The sequence below is a fragment of the Pseudomonas sp. GW531-T4 genome, from assembly GCF_017349615.1.
Taxonomy (GTDB): Bacteria; Pseudomonadota; Gammaproteobacteria; order Pseudomonadales; family Pseudomonadaceae; genus Aquipseudomonas; species Aquipseudomonas chlororaphis_I.
The window spans coordinates 26583-43464 of record NZ_JACMZT010000020.1 but is presented as its reverse complement, the minus strand read 5'-3'; the positions used below and the strand labels follow the sequence as shown (position 1 = coordinate 43464).

Sequence of the window (16882 nt, the reverse complement as noted above, 5' to 3'; positions counted from 1 at the left end):
GCCAAAGTGCCCTGCAATCCGCAATCTTGAGCGCTTGAGTGGTTTATCACGGTACAGCAGCTCCAGGAGCTGTACGCCGGTTGTCGTCGATGTGCCGTACGCCGTCCGTCCCTCTTCAGTCCTTCAGGAGACACGCATGCCCGCCACCGTTCTGGTCCTCGTCGAAACCATCAATGACTACCTGTGGATCCTGGAAAACCAGGGCTTCCACCTGATCCTCGCGCCGACGCCCAGCGAACGGGCGGCCGCCATCAAGGCCCATGCCGGGCAGATCAACGCCGTGCTCACCCGTGGCCCGCTGGGCCTGACCGCCGAAGAAATCGCCGCCCTGCCGCACCTGGAAATCATCTGCGTGATCGGCGCCGGCTACGAGCAGGTCGACCTGCAAGCGGCGAGCAACCGCGGGATCGCGGTGAGCAACGGCGCCGGGGTCAACGCCTCGTCGGTGGCCGACCACGCCATGGCCCTGTTGCTGTCCCTGGTGCGTGACATTCCCCGCGCCGATGCCGCCGTGCGGCGCGGCGAATGGCCGAAAGTCATGCGCCCTTCCCTGGCCGGCAAGCGCCTGGGCATCCTGGGCCTTGGCGCCGTCGGCCTGGCCATCGCCAAACGCTGCGCCAACGGCTTCGACATGAGCGTCAGCTACCACAACCGGCAGATCCGCAGCGACGTGCCCTACAGTTTCTGCCCGACCCCGACCGAACTGGCGCGGCATTCGGACTTCCTGGTGGTCGCCACACCCGGCGGCCTGGGCACTCGCCAGCTGATCGACAAAGCCGTGCTCCAGGCCTTGGGCCCGGAGGGGTTCCTGGTGAACATCGCCCGCGCCAGCGTGGTCAATACCGCCGACCTGCTGCAGGCCCTGGAGCAACGCAGCATCGCCGGCGCGGCCCTGGACGTGTTCGACGACGAGCCGCGGGTGCCGGATGCCTTGAAGACCCTGAACAATGTGGTGCTGACGCCGCACGTCGCCGGGCTGTCGCCGGAAGCGACCCAGGCCACGGTGGAGCTGGTGGGCAAGAACCTCGTCGCCCATTTCAGCGGCCAGCCGCTGTTGACCCCCATCGCCCTGCCTGCCCCGAACTGAACCAGGCTCGGTACGAAAGGCGCCCGCCGCGCTGTGCAGGTCATGCCGCAGCGCAGCAACCGGCTGCCGATGCACGAGCCCGGTCGGAATGCTCATTCAGGCCCCGCGATCTGGACTAGAGTGAAGCCGGGCACATTCAAACGCTTGTATCAAAAGCAATGATTGTCCGGCAACACGCTCACCTATAAAGCCCTTCGGCGATTGTGGCGCTCAGGTGGGCGCATTAGATTAGTCAATAATCTCTGGCCTCCAGAATAAGCAGAAGGGATAAGCATGGCGCTTACTGACCAGTCCACCCGTACTCGCTCCGGCGAGGAACTCGATGCCAACCTGATCGATCCGTACCTCAAGGCACATATTCCGGGCCTGACCGGCACCCCGCAGATCAGCCAGTTTCCGGGCGGCGCTTCGAACCTGACCTACCTGCTGGAATACCCGGAGCAGGAATTCGTCCTGCGCCGCCCGCCCTTTGGCCACAAGGCCAAGTCGGCCCACGACATGGGCCGCGAATACCGCATTCTCAACCAGCTCAAGGACGGCTTTCCGTATTGCCCGAAAGCCTATGTGCACTGCACCGACGAATCGGTGATCGGCGCCGAGTTCTATGTGATGGAGCGGGTCAAGGGCATCATCCTGCGCTCCGACCTGCCGCCGGAGCTGGGTTTCGACGCGGCCAGGACCGAAGCCCTGTGCAAGAGCTTCATCGACAAGCTCGTCGAGCTGCACCGCGTCGACTACAAGGCCTGCGGCCTGAGCGACCTGGGCAAGCCCGAAGGTTATGTACAACGCCAGATCAAGGGCTGGAGCGACCGCTACGAGAAAGCCCTGACCCCCGACGCGCCCAAGTGGGAAGCGGTCAAGGCCTGGCTCAACGACAAGATGCCGGCCGATCACCCGACCTCCAGCATCGTGCACAACGACTACCGCTTCGACAACGTGATCCTCGACCCGGCCAACCCGATGCAGATCATCGGCGTGCTGGACTGGGAGCTGACCACCCTGGGCGACCCGCTGATGGACCTGGGCAACACCCTGGCCTACTGGATCGAAGCCAGCGACCCGGCGCCGGTGCAACTGATGCGCCGCCAGCCGAGCAACGCCCCGGGCATGCTGACCCGCCAGCAGTTCGTCGACTATTACGCCGAGCGCGCCGGCATCCAGATCGGCAATTTCGACTTCTACTACACCTACGGCCTGTTCCGCCTGGCCGGCATCGTGCAGCAGATCTACTACCGCTTCTTCCATGGCCAGACCCAGGACAAACGCTTCGCGCAGTTCATCCACATGAACAAGCTGCTGGAGCAGATGAGCCTGCAGGTCATCCAAAAATCCAGCCTCTGATCGTCCCGGCGCCAGGCACACAATAAGGAAAAACCATGTCCAAGACTCAGTTGTTCGACCTCGACGGCAAGATCGCTTTCGTCTCCGGCGCCAGCCGCGGCATCGGTGAAGCCATCGCCAAGCTGCTGGCCCAGCAAGGCGCCCATGTGATCGTCTCGAGCCGCAAGCTCGAAGGCTGCCAGCATGTGGCCGACGCCATCATCGCCGCTGGCGGCAAGGCCACCGCCATCGCCTGCCATATCGGCGAGATGGAGCAGATCAGCCAGGTGTTCGCCGGCATCCGCGAACAGTTCGGGCGCCTGGACATCCTGGTCAACAACGCCGCCACCAACCCGCAGTTCTGCAACGTGCTGGACACCGACCTCGGCGCCTTCCAGAAGACCGTCGACGTCAACATCCGCGGCTACTTCTTCATGTCGGTGGAAGCCGGCAAGCTGATGCGCGACAACGGCGGCGGCAGCATCATCAACGTGGCCTCGATCAACGGCGTATCCCCCGGCATCTTCCAGGGCATCTACTCGGTGACCAAGGCGGCGGTGATCAACATGACCAAGGTCTTCGCCAAGGAATGCGCGCAGTTCGGCATCCGCTGCAATGCCCTGCTGCCGGGCCTGACCGACACCAAGTTCGCCTCGGCGCTGGTGAAGAACGATGCGATCCTCAAGACCGCCCTGGCGCAGATCCCCCTCAAGCGCGTGGCCGACCCGAGCGAAATGGCCGGCGCCGTGCTCTACCTGGCCAGCGACGCCTCGAGCTACACCACGGGCGTATCGCTGAATGTGGACGGCGGTTTCCTGTCCTGAGCGATCCTCGCCGTACAACAAAGGCAGCCTGCGGGCTGCCTTTTTAGTGCCCGCCCCCCATACCTCGCCCCAACCTTTCTCAAACAGAAAACCAAACCTGTCACAGTTCTGGTATCAAGTTCGTAGCACTCTATAAATATTTTGTTACAAGCTCATTTGTCATGCTATAACCCTCTCGCAGTTAGTTTTCTGCAACACCACTCATGTGAAAAACCATTGTTTGAAAACAGCGGAGGCCGATGTGCGCCTTAAAGAAAAACAACTTGAGGATCAACAACTGACAACTCGTTGATTGTCGACTTCTTAATATGTACCACCTAGTGAGTATCAAGCGATACAGTAACGATAACCGCGACTGAATTCCCTATTGCTCAGTAAAAACAATAAACACACCACGTGCTTCCAAGCAGCACCTTTGTTTCAGCCCATCATTTACACCCTGCCTATTACAAGAGATCGAAACATCAGTTTCGACCAAGGACATATCTCAAGGAAAAGGAACATGGACGTAGCAGGTATCGATTCAGGAAAACGCAGCAACCGTTTAAAACCGGCTTCCCTGAGCCCTGTCGCAATGGCCATCGCCTTGTGGCTGGGTCAGGGCCAGATGGCTCTGGCAGATAATCCGCCCACCGGTTCGCCCTATACACCCCAGGTATTGGAGGCTGCGTTCAGGAACGCCGCTGCGTCATTCGCGCCGGGCAGCGCCGTGTATACCAACTTGCGTTTTGGTGTAGGCAATACCCTGGACCTGGCAGCCAAAGAGTTTGCCGCACAATCGACAAAGTTCGACTCGTTGCTCCAGCAGAACTACGAATTGCAGGCGGAAAACCTGTCGATCAGTGCAATGCTCGGCGATACGAGCAAGCCACTTGATTACAACAAAAATCTGGATCGCTATAAAAGTCGCCTGTTCAGCAACTCTGGCCGTTATACCCAGAACATATTCGACTTCGCCCAAGCGATTATTACCAACCTGCCGGCGGCCCAACCTTATACCTATATAGAGCCGGGTGTGGCCACGGACCTGCATAAACAACTCAATACCGGACAGTCATGGTCCGCCGCGACCGGCAACTGGAGCAATAACGCGCAAACCTGGAAGACTCCGGAAGCCCAGGTCAACTCCGGCCTGGACCGGACCAACGCCTATTACGCCTATGCCCTGGGTATCACCGGGAAAGGGGTAAACGTCGGCGTGCTGGACTCGGGCATCCTCAGTGAACATTCGGAATTCCAGGGCAAGAACGCCGCAGGCGAAAACCGTGTGCAGGCGGTCACCTCTACCGGCGAATACTACGCAACCCATCCGCGCTATCGGCTGGAGGTGCCTGCCGGCGAGTTCCACAAAGGTGAGCACTTCAGTATCCCGGGTGAGTACGACCCGAGCTTCAACGACGGCCACGGCACGGAAATGTCCGGAGTACTGGCGGCCAGTCGCAATGGTACCGGCATGCACGGCATCGCCTTCGACGCCAATCTGTTCGTGGCCAACACCGGCGGCAGCGACAACGACCGTTATCAAGGCTCCAACGACCTCGACTACAACGCCTTCATGGCCAGCTACGACGCGCTGGCGGCGAAAAAAGTGTCGATCGTCAACCAGAGCTGGGGGCAGAACTCGCGTAATGACGTAGAGAACCACTTCGGCACGGTCGGCGACAGCCCGCAGGCTATCCTCAGGGACATGACCGCCGCCTACCGGCCGTTCTGGGACAAGGCCCACGCGGGCCAGAAGACCTGGATGGATGCCATGGCCGACGCCGGCCGGCAGTACTCGTTCATCCAGATCATCTCCGCCGGCAACGACAGCCATGGCGCCAACCCGGACACCAACGCCAACCTCCCCTATTTCAAGCCGGACCTGGAATCCAAGTGGCTGTCCATCACCGGTTATGACGAGAGCGGCGCCCAGGTCTACAACCGCTGCGGCACCTCCAAGTGGTGGTGCGTCATGGGGGTTTCCGGCATTCCGTCCGCAGGACCGGAAGGCGAGATCATCCCCAACGCCAACGGCACCTCGGCGGCCGCCCCCAGCGTTTCCGGCGCCCTGGCCCTGGTGATCCAGCGCTTTCCCTACATGACCGCGAGCCAGGCCCGCGATGTCTTGCTGACCACCTCCACCCTGCAAACCCCGGACGGCCCGGACACCCCGGTCGGCGACCGGACGGGAGGACGCACCTACGACAACCTGCAACCGGTGCACGACGCCGCTCCCGGCACCCCGCAGGTGCCAGGCGTGGTCAACGGCTGGGGCCTGCCCAACCTGAAAAAGGCCATGCAGGGCCCGGGACAGTTCGTCGGTGCACTGGCCGTGGCGCTGCCCGCCGGCACCCGCGATATCTGGGCCAACGACATCTCCGACGAAGCGATCCGTGCCCGACGCAGCGAAGACGCTGCCGAACAGGCCACCTGGAGCGCGATCAAGCAGCACAAAGGCTGGGTCAACGGTCTGCCGGCCGGGGCCTCGGCGGACGATCAGTTCCAGTACGAGATCGGCATGGCCCGGGAACAGGCAACGCTGACCCGCGGCCTGGACCCGCTGACCGGCCAGACCTATGTCGGCAGCCTGACAAAGTCCGGGGATGGGGAACTGGTACTCGACGGGCAGAGCCGCTATTCGGGCAGTACCTGGGTCCGTGGCGGCAAGCTCTCGGTGGACGGCAGCTTGACCTCCAGCGTGACGGTCGATGGCAGCGCCGTGGGCACCGTCGATGCCAATAACCAGGTGATCACCCGTATCGGCGGCACCCTGGCGGGTAACGGCAGCATCGGCACCCTGCTGGTGAACAACGGCGGTACCGTGGCCCCCGGCCATTCGGTCGGCACCCTGCACACCGGCGACGTCACGTTCAACCCGGGTTCGGTGTACGCGGTGGAAATCGCCGCCAACGGGCAGACCGACACCCTCCAGAGCACGGGCGTGGCGACTCTCAACGGCGGACAGGTCACCCTCTCGATGGAAAACAGCCCCAACCTGCTGTCTGCGGCCCAGGCCAGCAGCTACCTGGGCCAGCAGTTCAACATCCTCAGCGCCAGCCAGGGTATCAACGGCCAGTTCGCTGCCGTCGCCCCCGGCTTCTTGTTCCTCGACACCCGCCTGAACTACCAGCCGAACCAGTTGAACCTGGGCATCTACCGCAACCAGACCGCGTTCGCCAGCGTAGCCTTGACCCGTAACGAGCGTGCCGTCGCCAGCGCCATCGACACATTGAGCGCAGGTAATCCGGTGTACGAGAGCATCCTGGCCTCCGACTCGGCGGAGCTGGCGCGACAAGCCTTCAACCAGCTCGATGGCCAGGTGCACGCCGACATCGCCGCTGCGCAGATCGCTGACAGCCGTTACCTGCGTGACGCAGTCAACGGCCGCCTGCAACAGGCTCAGGCCCTGGATACCGATAGGGATGTCCAGGCCAGCAGCAATGGTGGCTGGGTGCAATTGCTCGGCGGCCACAGGCAAGTCGACGCCGATCACAACGCCACGCGCTACAGCACTTCCACCACCGGCGTCCTGCTCGGCCTGGACACCGAGGTCGGCGATGGCTGGCGCGTCGGGGCGGCAACCGGCTACACCCGAACCGATCTGAACGGAGCCTCCAGGACTTCCGCCGACAGCGACAACTATCACCTGTCGATCTATGGCGGCAAACGTTTCGACAGCATCGCCCTGCGCCTCGGCGGAGCCACCACCTGGCACCGCTTCGACACTTCCCGTGACGTGAAGTACGGCAACCAGTCGAGCCATGAAAAAGCCAACTACAACGCGCGTACCGATCAGGTGTTCGGCGAAATCGGCTACACCCGGTGGGCGGCTTTCGAGCCCTTCGCCAACCTCAGCTACATCAACTTCCAGAACGACTCGTTCAAGGAACGCGGCGGTGCAGCAGCCTTGCATGGCAGCAAGCAAAGCCAGGACGCCACGCTCTCGACCCTTGGCCTGCGAGGTCATACGCAATTGCCGGTGAGCGCCACCCGCTCGGTGACCTTGCGTGGCGAGCTGGGCTGGGAACACCAGTACGGCGACCTGGATCGTGAAACCTCATTGAAATTTGCCGGCAGTGCGACGGCCTTTGCGGTGAACGGCGTGCCGGTGTCTCGCGATGGCGCGGTGGTCAAGGCCGCTGCGGAAATGGCCATGAGCAAAGACACCCTGGTGTCGCTGAACTACACCGGGCTGGTGTCCGGCCATGGCGGTGGCAGCGCGGTCAACCTGGGGTTCACCTTCCAGTTCTGACCCTGCTCGGGTGATCGGCCCATGGGTGCAATGACTGTTCATTGCACCCTTTTTATTGGCGATGTCTCAATAGCCTGTTGCAAGAACCAGTTTGAAAGGTAGGCATCCACCCAGGAGGTCTACCGATCATGGATACGCAAGCTTTTCACCACTGACTGGCTCAATTGAGCCAACTCAACACCCGGCAGAGAACCACTCAACCAAGCCCTGCAGAGTTCGCGGCCGTCAGCAGCGCTGGATGGCTTGCCGGCCTTGCAGCTCTGCCCGCATTGCCAAGCCAAAGCTGAGCGTCTTGGGGATGGTCGCGGGGCCTGCTCGACCAGCGCGTGCCGCGCCAGGACGAAGCCGGCAAGCTCAGCCAGCACCCGCAGCTCGGCGAGCTGGCCGAAGGCGCCGCCAAGCGCGTGCTGTCGGCGCAGATCCGCCTGCCGATCCGCCAGGTGGCCATGGACAGGCGCGAGGAGCCGGCATAAGCCGGCGCGCTCACAGCCCGCTGCGGAGCAGTTCCAGGAACCGCGGGCTCGCGTCTATCGAATTATGCCCCGCGTCCGGGATGACCTCGAGCCTGGCCACGCCGGGGGCGAAATGCGCATAGAGCGTCTCGGTGCTCGAACGCGGGATGACTTCGTCGTGTTCGGCGGCGATCAGCAAAGTCGGCACGGCGATGCGCGGTGCGTATTTCCAGGATTCGAACTTGTCCCGCAGCAGCCACCTCACCGGAAGAAAGGGAAACTGGCTGGCGGCGAACTCCTGCAGGCTGTGGAACGGCGTGATCAGCACCAGGCGCGATGCCGGACGCTGGCTGGCCAGGCGCACGGCGACAGCCGCGCCGAGGCTGCGCCCGACCACCACGATACGCGGGTGGGCGGCTTGCACCTTGTCGAACAAGGCCATGGCATCGCCCGCGATGGCCGCCTCGGAGGGCGATCCGGAACTGCCGCCATAGCCTCGGTAGTGCAGCAGGTAGAGTGCATGCTCGGGAAAGGCCCGGGCAAACTCCGGCAGGTTGAGGGACACGTCCTCGGCGTTGCCGCCGAAGTAGAGCAACGCGTTCGGGCCGTCGTGGGGCCTCACGGAAACCAGCACCTCGGCGTCGGCGACCGGCAGCCTGAGCAGCGTGGCGGGGCTGGCGATGGCGCGGGGCTGAGGGAAGTAGATGAGCGAACGCTGCAACCCCCACGCCGCGACGCAGAGCGCCAGGTACAAGGCGCCGAGCAACGCCAGGAGCGAAACCATTCGTGACATGTGGCTCACCTCCGTGGGCTACGAAGCGCCGCTGAACGACCGCCGGCGGGCGCTTGCAGCGCCCCAGGATAGGCTCATATGCCGGCATTGCGCACTCGACCCGGCGCCCGGGGTCCTGCCCAGCCAGGCGCAGCGCGAAACGCCAGGACGGCGGCAGCCGGCGAGCCGGGAACTATCGGAAAAGTTCCCCGCTCTTATCAATTAGAGCCCCGACGGGTGACATTCGGCCCGACAGGCCGGGGTTCTGCCCAGCCCGGCGCAGTGCAAAACGCCAGGACGGCAGCAGACAGCGAGCCGGGAACTATCGGAAAAGTTCCCCGCTCTTAATTCATAGAGACCTGATCCGACGGGTGACATCCGGCCCGACAGTATCGGTGATACCTCAATCAGCGGCTGCGCACGGATTCTTTCATGGACGAACGATTACCCGAGATACCCGGCTACAGCGTGCATAGCCGGCTTGGCCAAGGCGGGATGGCCGAAGTCTACCTGGCAACCCAGGAGTCGCTGCACCGCAAGGTGGCGGTGAAGGTACTGCTCAACGCCAATGACGAGGCGTTCAGCAAGCGCTTCATCCGCGAGGGGCATATCGTCGCCTCGTTGCATCACCCCTCGATCATCACCATCCACGACATCAACAGACTGGCCGATGGCCGCTACTACCTGGCCATGGAGTTCGTCGGCGGCGGCGACCTGGCCCGGCACAAGGGCGAGGTGTTCGAGTCGAGACGCGCCCTGGATATCGTCCGGCAGATCGCCACCGGCCTCGCCGTGGTGCATGAGCAGGGCCTGATCCACCGCGATATCAAGCCGGCGAACATCCTCTTTCGCAGCGACGGCACGGTGGTGATCACCGATTTCGGCATCGCCAAGGCGCTGGAGATGGACAGCGAGCTCACCGGGCTCGGCATCGCGGTCGGCAGCCCGGCCTACAGCAGCCCGGAACAGACGCAGTGCCAGCCGCTGGATATCCGCACCGACATCTACAGCCTGGGCGTGATCTTCCTGGAGATGCTCATCGGCACCAACCCGTTCCGCGGCGCCAGCTATACCCAGACCGTGATGAACCACGTGCAGATGCCGGCGCCGAGCTTGCCGGCGCACATCAGCCCGTACAAGGCGGTGCTCGAGCGGATGCTGGCGAAGGACCCCAACCAGCGCTTCGCCGACTGTCGGGCGCTGCTGCAGGCACTCGATGAGCTGGACCAGCCAGAGCAACCGGACGAACCGGACGAGCCCAGCGAGGTGGCGCTGGAATCTACCCGCTTCGCGCCGGCCCTGGTCGATCCTGCGCCGCCCCAGGCCGAGCCCGAGCCCGAACCCGAGCCCGCCCGCCGGCGCAGCCCGAACAGGCGCCTGGCGCTGTGGGCACTCGGCGGCCTGCTGCTGCTCGGCGCTGCCAGCGGCACCGGCCTGTACCTGCAGCAGCGGTTCGAGATCGCCGAGCTGCTGGCACGTGGCGAACAGCGCCTGGCGGCGGGCCAGCTGGTCGAGCCGGCGCAGGACAATGCCGAGTATTTCTTCAACCAGGCCTTGCAGCTCGACGAAGCCAGCGCGCAGGCCCGGCAAGGACTGCAGCGGGTAGCCGCGGCGCGGATCGCCGGCTACCGGCAACTGGCCGAGCAGCGCATCGCCGAAGAACACCTGCTGGAGCCCGAGGATGACAGCGCGGTGTTCTATTACCGGCAGATGCTCGGCCTGGAGCCGGGGAACGCCCAGGCGCTGGCCGGGTTGAACCAGGTGGCGCTGCTCTACGCCGAGATGAGCGAAAGCGCGTATGCCAAGGGCGATCGCGACCTGGCGCGGGCCTATATCAAGCATGGCCTGGAAGCCCGTCCGGACAGCCCCGAACTACTCGCACTCAGGGACCAGCATGAGCAGCGCAAACGCAGTGGCCAAGCGCCGCGCCCGTCCGCTGCGCGGCCTTCACCGCCGCCCTCGGCACCTCAATCGACCGGCGAGCGGGCGGAACAGCCGAATGCGGCCAAACGCCTGTGGAACAGGCTCTTTTGATGTGACCAGGGCATGCGGAGCCGAGGCCGAGACATAAAAACTATGCCTCAATAGCCTGTTGCCAGAACACGTCTGAAAGGTAGGCATCCACCCAGGAGGTCTACCGATCATGGATACGCCAGCCTTTCACCACTGGCTGGCTCAATTGAAGCAACTCAGCACCCAGCAGAGAACCACGCTCAACCAAGCCCTGGCCGTCAGCGGCGCGCCACTGAAAATTTATTCTATAGATTGCAATTACAGAATTTTTATTCCATAAAGAGCACTCCTTACAATAAGAATTCTGAAAGGTCCGGCTATGAGTGAACTTGGAATAGGCTTGATCGGCACTGGCTTCATGGGCCGGGCCCATGCGCTGGCGTTTCGTAATGTCAGTGCGGTGTTCGAGTTGCCGGTGCGCCTGCACCTGGCGGCGCTGGCCGATGCCGACAGCCAGCGCGCCGAACACTGCGCGACGGCCTGGGGTTTTGCCCGGGCCCACAGCGACTGGCAACGGCTGATCGATGACCCCAGGGTCGACCTGGTGGCAATCACCACGCCCAATCACCTGCACTTCCCCATGGCCATGGCCGCGCTGAAGGCCGGCAAGGCGGTGTACTGCGAAAAACCCCTGGCGGTCAGCGTCGAGCAGGCGCAGCAGATGCAACACGCGGCCCAGGCCGCCGGGGTGGTCACCCGGGTCGGCTACAACTATCAGCACAACCCGATGATCGTGCAGGCCAAGGCGCTGATCGACAGCGGCGAACTGGGGCAGATCGTCAGCTTCCAGGGCGAGTTCAGCGAAGACTTCATGGCCGACCCGGCCTCGCCCTTCTCCTGGCGCTGCGATCCGCAGCATGCCGGTGGCGCCCTGGCCGACCTGGGCAGCCATCTGCTGGCCATGGCGCGTTATCTGCTGGGCGAGGTCGAGGCGGTCTGCGCCGACAGCCAGACCGTGCACCACCAGCGCCCGGCCAGCGCCGGCAGCCAGGAACAGCGTCCGATTGCCGTGGACGACCAGGCCCACGCCCTGCTGCGTTTCGCCAGCGGCGCCCGCGGGACCTTCAGCAGCAGCTGGCTCAAGCACGGCTACAAGAACCACCTGAGTTTCGAGATCAGCGGCACCCGCGGCACCCTGGCCTTCGACCAGGAGCGCCTCAACGAACTGCGCCTGTACCGTGCCGGCGACAGCGGCTTCCAGCGCCTGCTGGCCGGGCCCGCCCTGCCCGGCTACGCCGCCTTCAGCCCGGCCCCGGGGCATCAGCTGGGCTACAACGAGCTGAAGACCCTGGAGGTGCATGAACTGATCATGGCGCTGAGCGGCCAGGGGCAAGGCGGGACGGATTTCGCCGAGGCCTGGCAGGTGGAGCGGCTGGCGGCGGCGATCCGGGTCGCGGCGCGGGAGCAGCGTTGGGTGGATGTCGAGCCGCTTTAAAACCACCGCCATGCCTGTAGGAGCAAGCTTGCTCGCGATAGAAACAACGCGGTGTGTCTGACACAACGCTTCGCGAGCAAGCTCGCTCCTACAGGGGGTTGGCGTTGTTATGCCAATGCAACCAACCGCGCCGCCAACGCCTTGGCCTGGCTGGCCACATCGGTCACCGCGGTGCTTTCCCACCACATGCCGCGCAACGGCGGGCCCATGGCGAACAGCCGGCTGGCCACCTGCCCCTGGGCATCCACCACCGCGCCGCCGGCGTCGGCCCGGATCCCCAGGGCCAGCGGTCCCGGCTGGATCAGGCCACGGGCCAGCAGCTGCTGCGGCAATGGTCGGGCCACCCGGCGCCAGTCGTACTCGATGCCGCTGGAGTTGATCAGCGCATCCCCCGCGACCCAGCTGGTTTGCGTCTCGCCGCGGCGACGGATGCCAATCGCCAGGCGCCCATCCGCCGAAGGCTCCAAGCCCTTGAACGAGGCAGCATGGATGCGCAGCCGCCCTTCCCCGTGCAAACGCGCCACCAGCTCGGCGCTCAGCGGCGGCGAACGGTGGTGATGGCTTTCCCACCAGGGCCGTACATGGCGCACGAACTGCCGGCGCTGCCCATCCGTGGCCTGGCTCCACAAGCGCCCGATATGCCCGCGCACCGTGTCCAGCGGCGCCTGCCAGTCCACGCCGTCCGCCAGTGCCTGGCGGCACTGGCGACGCAGCTCGTGCAACAGCTGGCGCGGGGTGCGGATGCTCGGGTCCTCGGCGAGAAAATCGACCCAGGCCGGTGGCTGGCGCCGCACATGGGGCAACAGGCCGTGGCGCGAGAACACCTCGATCGGCCCGCGATGCCCGGCCTGCTCCAGGGACACCACGGCGTCGACCATGGTCAGCCCGGAGCCAATGATCAGCACCGTTGCCTGCGGGTCGAGCCGGCTCATGGCCGAGACATCCCAGGGGTCCAGCGCGGCGGCGTTGAGGCCGCTGGATTCGGTCTGCGGCGTGCGCGCCGCCGGGAACATGCCGGTGGCCAGCACGGCAAAGGCGCCGCGTAGTCGCTGGCCGTCGTTGAGGGTCAACAAGGCACCCTCGGCGTCGGCCTGCAAATCCACCGCCTCGGCGCGCACATGCGTCACCGTCGAGCCCTGCAAGGCGCCGATCGCCTGGGCTTCGGCCAGCCGCTGCTGCACATAGAGGCCGAAGATCCCGCGAGGCGGGAACAGCTCGCTGACCGGCACCGGCTGCTGCTCCGACTCGGGCCAGCCGCCGGCGGCGAGGTAGTCGCTCAGCCACTGGGTCAGGTCGTCGGCGTTGTCCGGGTCGACGCTCATGCGCGCGGCGTTGCCGTTCAGGGTGTGGCCCAGCTCGACGGCGCTGTAGGCTTCGCCGCGCCCCAGCTCGCTGCGCGGCTCGATCACCCGCACCTGGCGGCGGCCCGGCAGGCGCAGCAGTTGGGCGGCGAGCAAGGCGCCGCTCAGGCCGCCGCCGACGATCAATACATCGGCATCACGGGTGGCGCCGCTCGCCTGTCCGTTGGGTGTTTGGCTCATGGGGTTCTCACGGGTCAGTGCCTGCCTAGGTAGAAGTCCTGCAGATCGCCTCGGGCCAGCAGTTCATCGGCCGTGCCGGACCAGGCCACGCGCCCGGTGTCGAGCACGTAGGCCCTGGAGGCGTACTTGAGCGCCACATTAATGTTTTGTTCGGCGATCAGGAAGCTCACCCGCGCCTCGCGATTGAGTTGCGCGACGATTTCGAAAATCTCCTGGACGATGATCGGCGCCAGGCCCATGGACGGCTCGTCCAGCAGCACCAGGCGCGGCCGGGTCATCAGCGCGCGGCCGAGGGCGACCATCTGCTGCTCGCCGCCCGAGGTCAGCCCGGCGCGGGTGCCGCGCTTGGTTTTCAGGCGCGGGAACCAGGCGTAGATGCGCTCCAGGTCGGCGGCCAGCTCCCGGCGGCTCAGGCCACGGACAAAACCGCCGCTGCGCAGGTTGTCCTCCACCGTCAGCTGCGGGAACACATGGCGCCCCTCCAGCACATGGACCATGCCCTGGCGCACCCGCTGGCTCGGGTCGACGCCGGCGCTGTCCTGGCCGAGAAAGGCGATCGAGCCCCGGCTGACCTCGGCCCGCTCGGCGCGCAGCAGCCCGGAGATGGCCTTGAGGGTGGTGCTCTTGCCGGCGCCGTTGGCCCCCAGCAAGGCGACGATGCCGCCCTCGGGCACGCCCAGGGAAACCCCGGCCACCGCGAGGATCGCCCCGTCGTAGATCACCTCGATATCGCGCACCTGCAACAGGTCATCGGCCGTGGCGGCCGGGGCGGTCTGGCTCATGTGTCATTCATCCCCGGCGCAGCTGCGTGGCGTGAGGTTCTTCTCCTTGGCGAAGGCCGCCGACTTCTCGTCGATCAGCGGCCGCAGCAAGGCGCGGTCGGCGGCGATCCAGTCGCTGATCAGGGTCCAGTGGGCGCCGTCCCACTGCTGCACCCGCGCCGAACCGCCGCCCTCGTGATCGCGGCAGGACAGCTTGAGGTTCTGCATCAACCCCAGGTAACCCATGTCTTTGAGCCGGGCATCGTCGATATTCAGGTGCTCCAGGCCCCAGCGCCCTTCTTCGCCATTGAGCGGGCGCTTGCCGAACTTGCCCTGGGCGGTGCGGATCGCTTCGACCGCCACCGCGGCGTTCACCAGCCCGGAGTTGTAGTACACGCTGCCGAAGTTCTTCAGGTCCTTGAGGTCGCTCTTGCCCTGGTCGAGGATGTGTTGCTTGAGGCGCCGGTGGATCTCGAAATCGCTTCCTGCCGGATACGGCGTCAGCGCCAGATAGCCTTTGGCCGCGGCGCCGGCCGGCAATACGTCTTCGCTGGAGCTGGCCCAGATGTCGCCGATGATGTGGTCCACCGGGAAGCCGAAGCGCGCGGCGGTCTTCACCGCCACCGGGGTCGAGACGCCCCAGGTGCGCAGGAACACCCAGTCGGGGTTCTGCTGGCGCACCTGGCGCCATTGCGCCGACTGCTCGTTACCCGGATCGGCCACCGGGATCTGGATGTTCTCGAAGCCGTATTTCTCCGCCAGCAGCTTCAGCGGGCCGAGGGTTTCCCGGCCATAGGCCGAGTCGTGGTAGACCGTGGCGATCTTCTTGCCCTTGAGCTTGTCGAAGCCGCCCTCGCGCTCGGCGATGTAGTTCACCAGGGTCGAGGCCTCGCTGTAGAAGGTCAGCATCACCGGAAAGTTATAGGGAAACACCGTGCCGTCGGTGGCCTCGGTACGGCCGTAGCCCAGGGTGATCAGCGGGATCTTGTCGACCTCGGCGCGCTCGCTCAGGGCATAGGCCGCCGGGGCGCCGTTGGGCTGGTAGACCGCCACCGGCGCGCCGTCCAGGCCGTTCTTGAAGCGCTCGTAGCACTCGATGCCCTTCTCCGCCGTCCACTCGGTCTCGCACTCCTGCCAGACCAGCTTGACCCCGTTGATCCCGCCTTCCACCTGATTGATGTAGTTCAGGTAGTCGATCATGCCGGCCCACACCTGCACCCCGCTGGAGGCATAGGCACCGACCCGGTAGGTGGCCAGCGGAAAGAACTGCTGGTCCGCCGCGGCCTGCGCCACGGGCGCCGCACCGCCGAGGATCGCCAGCGCCACCACGGCGCCGGCCAGGGAACGTTTCAAGGATGCACGCATATTTTCTCTCTACTCAGCAGTGGAATTCAGAAACGCAGCGGCCAGTGGCCCAGCCGTTGCCGGAGATTGCCCAGCAGGCGGATCAGCCCCTCCGGTTCCTTGATCAGGAACAGGATGATCAGCACGCCGAAGATGATTTTCTGCAGGTTCTGCAACTGCCCGGCATCCACCGCACCGCCCGACAGCGCTTGCCCGACGTGGCTGAGCAGGATCGGCAGCAGGCTGATAAAGGCCGCGCCGACGAAGTTGCCGGCCACGCTGCCCATGCCGCCGATAATGATGATGAACAGGATCTGGAACGAACGATTGATATCGAAGCTGCTGGCGCTGGCCGTGCCCAGGTAGGCGAACGCCCACAGGGCGCCGGCGATGCCCAGGTAGAAGGAGCTGACGGCGAATGCCAGGCGCTTGTAGCGTGCCACCGGAATGCCGATCACCGCCGCCGCGGTGTCCATGTCGCGGATCGCCATCCAGTTGCGCCCGACCTGGCTGCGCACCAGGTTCAGCGCGACCCAGGTCAACAGCAGCACGCAGGCCAGGGTCAGCAGGTAACGCCCGACCGGGGTATTGAGGTCGTGGCCGAACAGGCTCAGACGGGGCGCCGAGATGGTCCCCGAGGAGCCGTAGTTGTAGAACCAGGGAAACTTGACGAACAGCCACTCCAGGAAGAACTGCGCCGCCAGGGTGGTGACCATCAGGTAGAAGCCCTTGATCCGCGAACTGGGCAGGCCGAACAGCCAGCCCACCGCCGCGCTGACCAACCCGCCGCCGAGCAAGGCCAGGGGCAGCCCCAGCTCCGGCAGGCGCAGCAGGAACCCGTAGGTGGCAAAGGCGCCGACCGCCATGAAGCCGGCGGCGCCGACCGAGGTCTGGCCGGTGTAGCCGGTGAGCAGGTTGAGGCCGAGCCCGGCCAGGGACAGCACCAGGAACGGAATCAAAATGGCGTTGAGCCAATAGTCGTTGCCCACCAGCGGCACGCCGACGAAGGCCAGGAGCAACAGGCCGCCCAGGCCCCAGGGCAGGCGGCGCGGGACCAACAGCACAGGCGCGGTGGCCTGGGTCAAGGGAATGGACATGG

General features: G+C 64.9%; 12 protein-coding genes and 1 pseudogene. 8 read left to right on the top strand and 5 right to left on the bottom strand.

Annotation, left to right across the window (positions count from 1 at the left end):
• Window positions 1-136: 136 nt before the first annotated feature.
• The 5 genes and pseudogenes from J4D28_RS17360 to J4D28_RS17340 all read left to right on the top strand — a co-directional run.
• Window positions 137-1087, top strand: coding sequence for a 2-hydroxyacid dehydrogenase (locus J4D28_RS17360; RefSeq protein ID WP_009048509.1), 951 nt, complete (start codon window positions 137-139; stop codon window positions 1085-1087).
• Between the two features lie 273 nt (window positions 1088-1360).
• Entirely contained in the window at window positions 1361-2428 is a 1068-nt protein-coding gene (locus J4D28_RS17355; protein WP_028682694.1) for a phosphotransferase family protein, read from the top strand.
• Between the two features lie 35 nt (window positions 2429-2463).
• The gene (locus J4D28_RS17350; RefSeq protein ID WP_009048507.1) at window positions 2464-3231 is read left to right on the top strand and encodes an SDR family oxidoreductase; all 768 of its coding nucleotides are present in this window, start codon (window positions 2464-2466) and stop codon (window positions 3229-3231) included.
• 502 nt (window positions 3232-3733) lie between these two features.
• Window positions 3734-7465 carry an autotransporter domain-containing protein gene (locus J4D28_RS17345; RefSeq protein ID WP_103331363.1) on the top strand — a complete coding sequence of 1244 codons (3732 nt, stop codon included), beginning with the start codon at window positions 3734-3736 and terminating at the stop codon, window positions 7463-7465.
• 311 nt (window positions 7466-7776) lie between these two features.
• Window positions 7777-7938: pseudogene (locus tag J4D28_RS17340) on the top strand (hypothetical protein); the annotation flags it as partial.
• 10 nt (window positions 7939-7948) lie between these two features.
• Here J4D28_RS17340 and J4D28_RS17335 read toward each other — a convergent pair.
• On the bottom strand, window positions 7949-8710 hold the full coding sequence (locus J4D28_RS17335) for an alpha/beta hydrolase (protein ID WP_103331364.1): 762 nt from the start codon (window positions 8708-8710) through the stop codon (window positions 7949-7951).
• A gap of 411 nt (window positions 8711-9121) precedes the next feature.
• On the opposite strand from J4D28_RS17335, the gene J4D28_RS17330 reads away from it, so the two are divergent.
• The 3 genes from J4D28_RS17330 (at window position 9122) to J4D28_RS17320 (ending at window position 12137) form a co-directional block, all read left to right on the top strand.
• Window positions 9122-10723: a serine/threonine-protein kinase gene (locus tag J4D28_RS17330; RefSeq protein WP_103331366.1), complete on the top strand. Its 1602-nt coding sequence runs from the start codon at window positions 9122-9124 to the stop codon at window positions 10721-10723.
• Between the two features lie 109 nt (window positions 10724-10832).
• Window positions 10833-10982 carry a hypothetical protein gene (locus J4D28_RS17325; protein ID WP_158250323.1) on the top strand — a complete coding sequence of 50 codons (150 nt, stop codon included), beginning with the start codon at window positions 10833-10835 and terminating at the stop codon, window positions 10980-10982.
• A 39-nt stretch (window positions 10983-11021) separates the two neighbouring features.
• Complete coding sequence (locus J4D28_RS17320; RefSeq protein ID WP_103331367.1) at window positions 11022-12137, top strand: Gfo/Idh/MocA family protein; 1116 nt, start codon at window positions 11022-11024, stop codon at window positions 12135-12137.
• 107 nt (window positions 12138-12244) lie between these two features.
• On the opposite strand, the gene J4D28_RS17315 is transcribed toward J4D28_RS17320, so the two are convergent.
• Genes J4D28_RS17315 through J4D28_RS17300 form a run of 4 tightly spaced genes read right to left on the bottom strand, consistent with a single transcriptional unit; the run spans window position 12245 to window position 16880 of the window.
• Window positions 12245-13678 (bottom strand): FAD/NAD(P)-binding protein, encoded by a 1434-nt coding sequence (locus J4D28_RS17315; protein ID WP_103331368.1) that lies wholly within the window; start codon window positions 13676-13678, stop codon window positions 12245-12247.
• 14 nt (window positions 13679-13692) lie between these two features.
• On the bottom strand, window positions 13693-14460 hold the full coding sequence (locus tag J4D28_RS17310) for an ABC transporter ATP-binding protein (RefSeq protein WP_081361879.1): 768 nt from the start codon (window positions 14458-14460) through the stop codon (window positions 13693-13695).
• A 3-nt stretch (window positions 14461-14463) separates the two neighbouring features.
• Entirely contained in the window at window positions 14464-15804 is a 1341-nt protein-coding gene (locus J4D28_RS17305; RefSeq protein ID WP_103331369.1) for an ABC transporter substrate-binding protein, read from the bottom strand.
• A 26-nt stretch (window positions 15805-15830) separates the two neighbouring features.
• Window positions 15831-16880 carry a branched-chain amino acid ABC transporter permease gene (locus J4D28_RS17300; protein ID WP_016701810.1) on the bottom strand — a complete coding sequence of 350 codons (1050 nt, stop codon included), beginning with the start codon at window positions 16878-16880 and terminating at the stop codon, window positions 15831-15833.
• Between the last annotated feature and the right edge of the window lie 2 nt (window positions 16881-16882).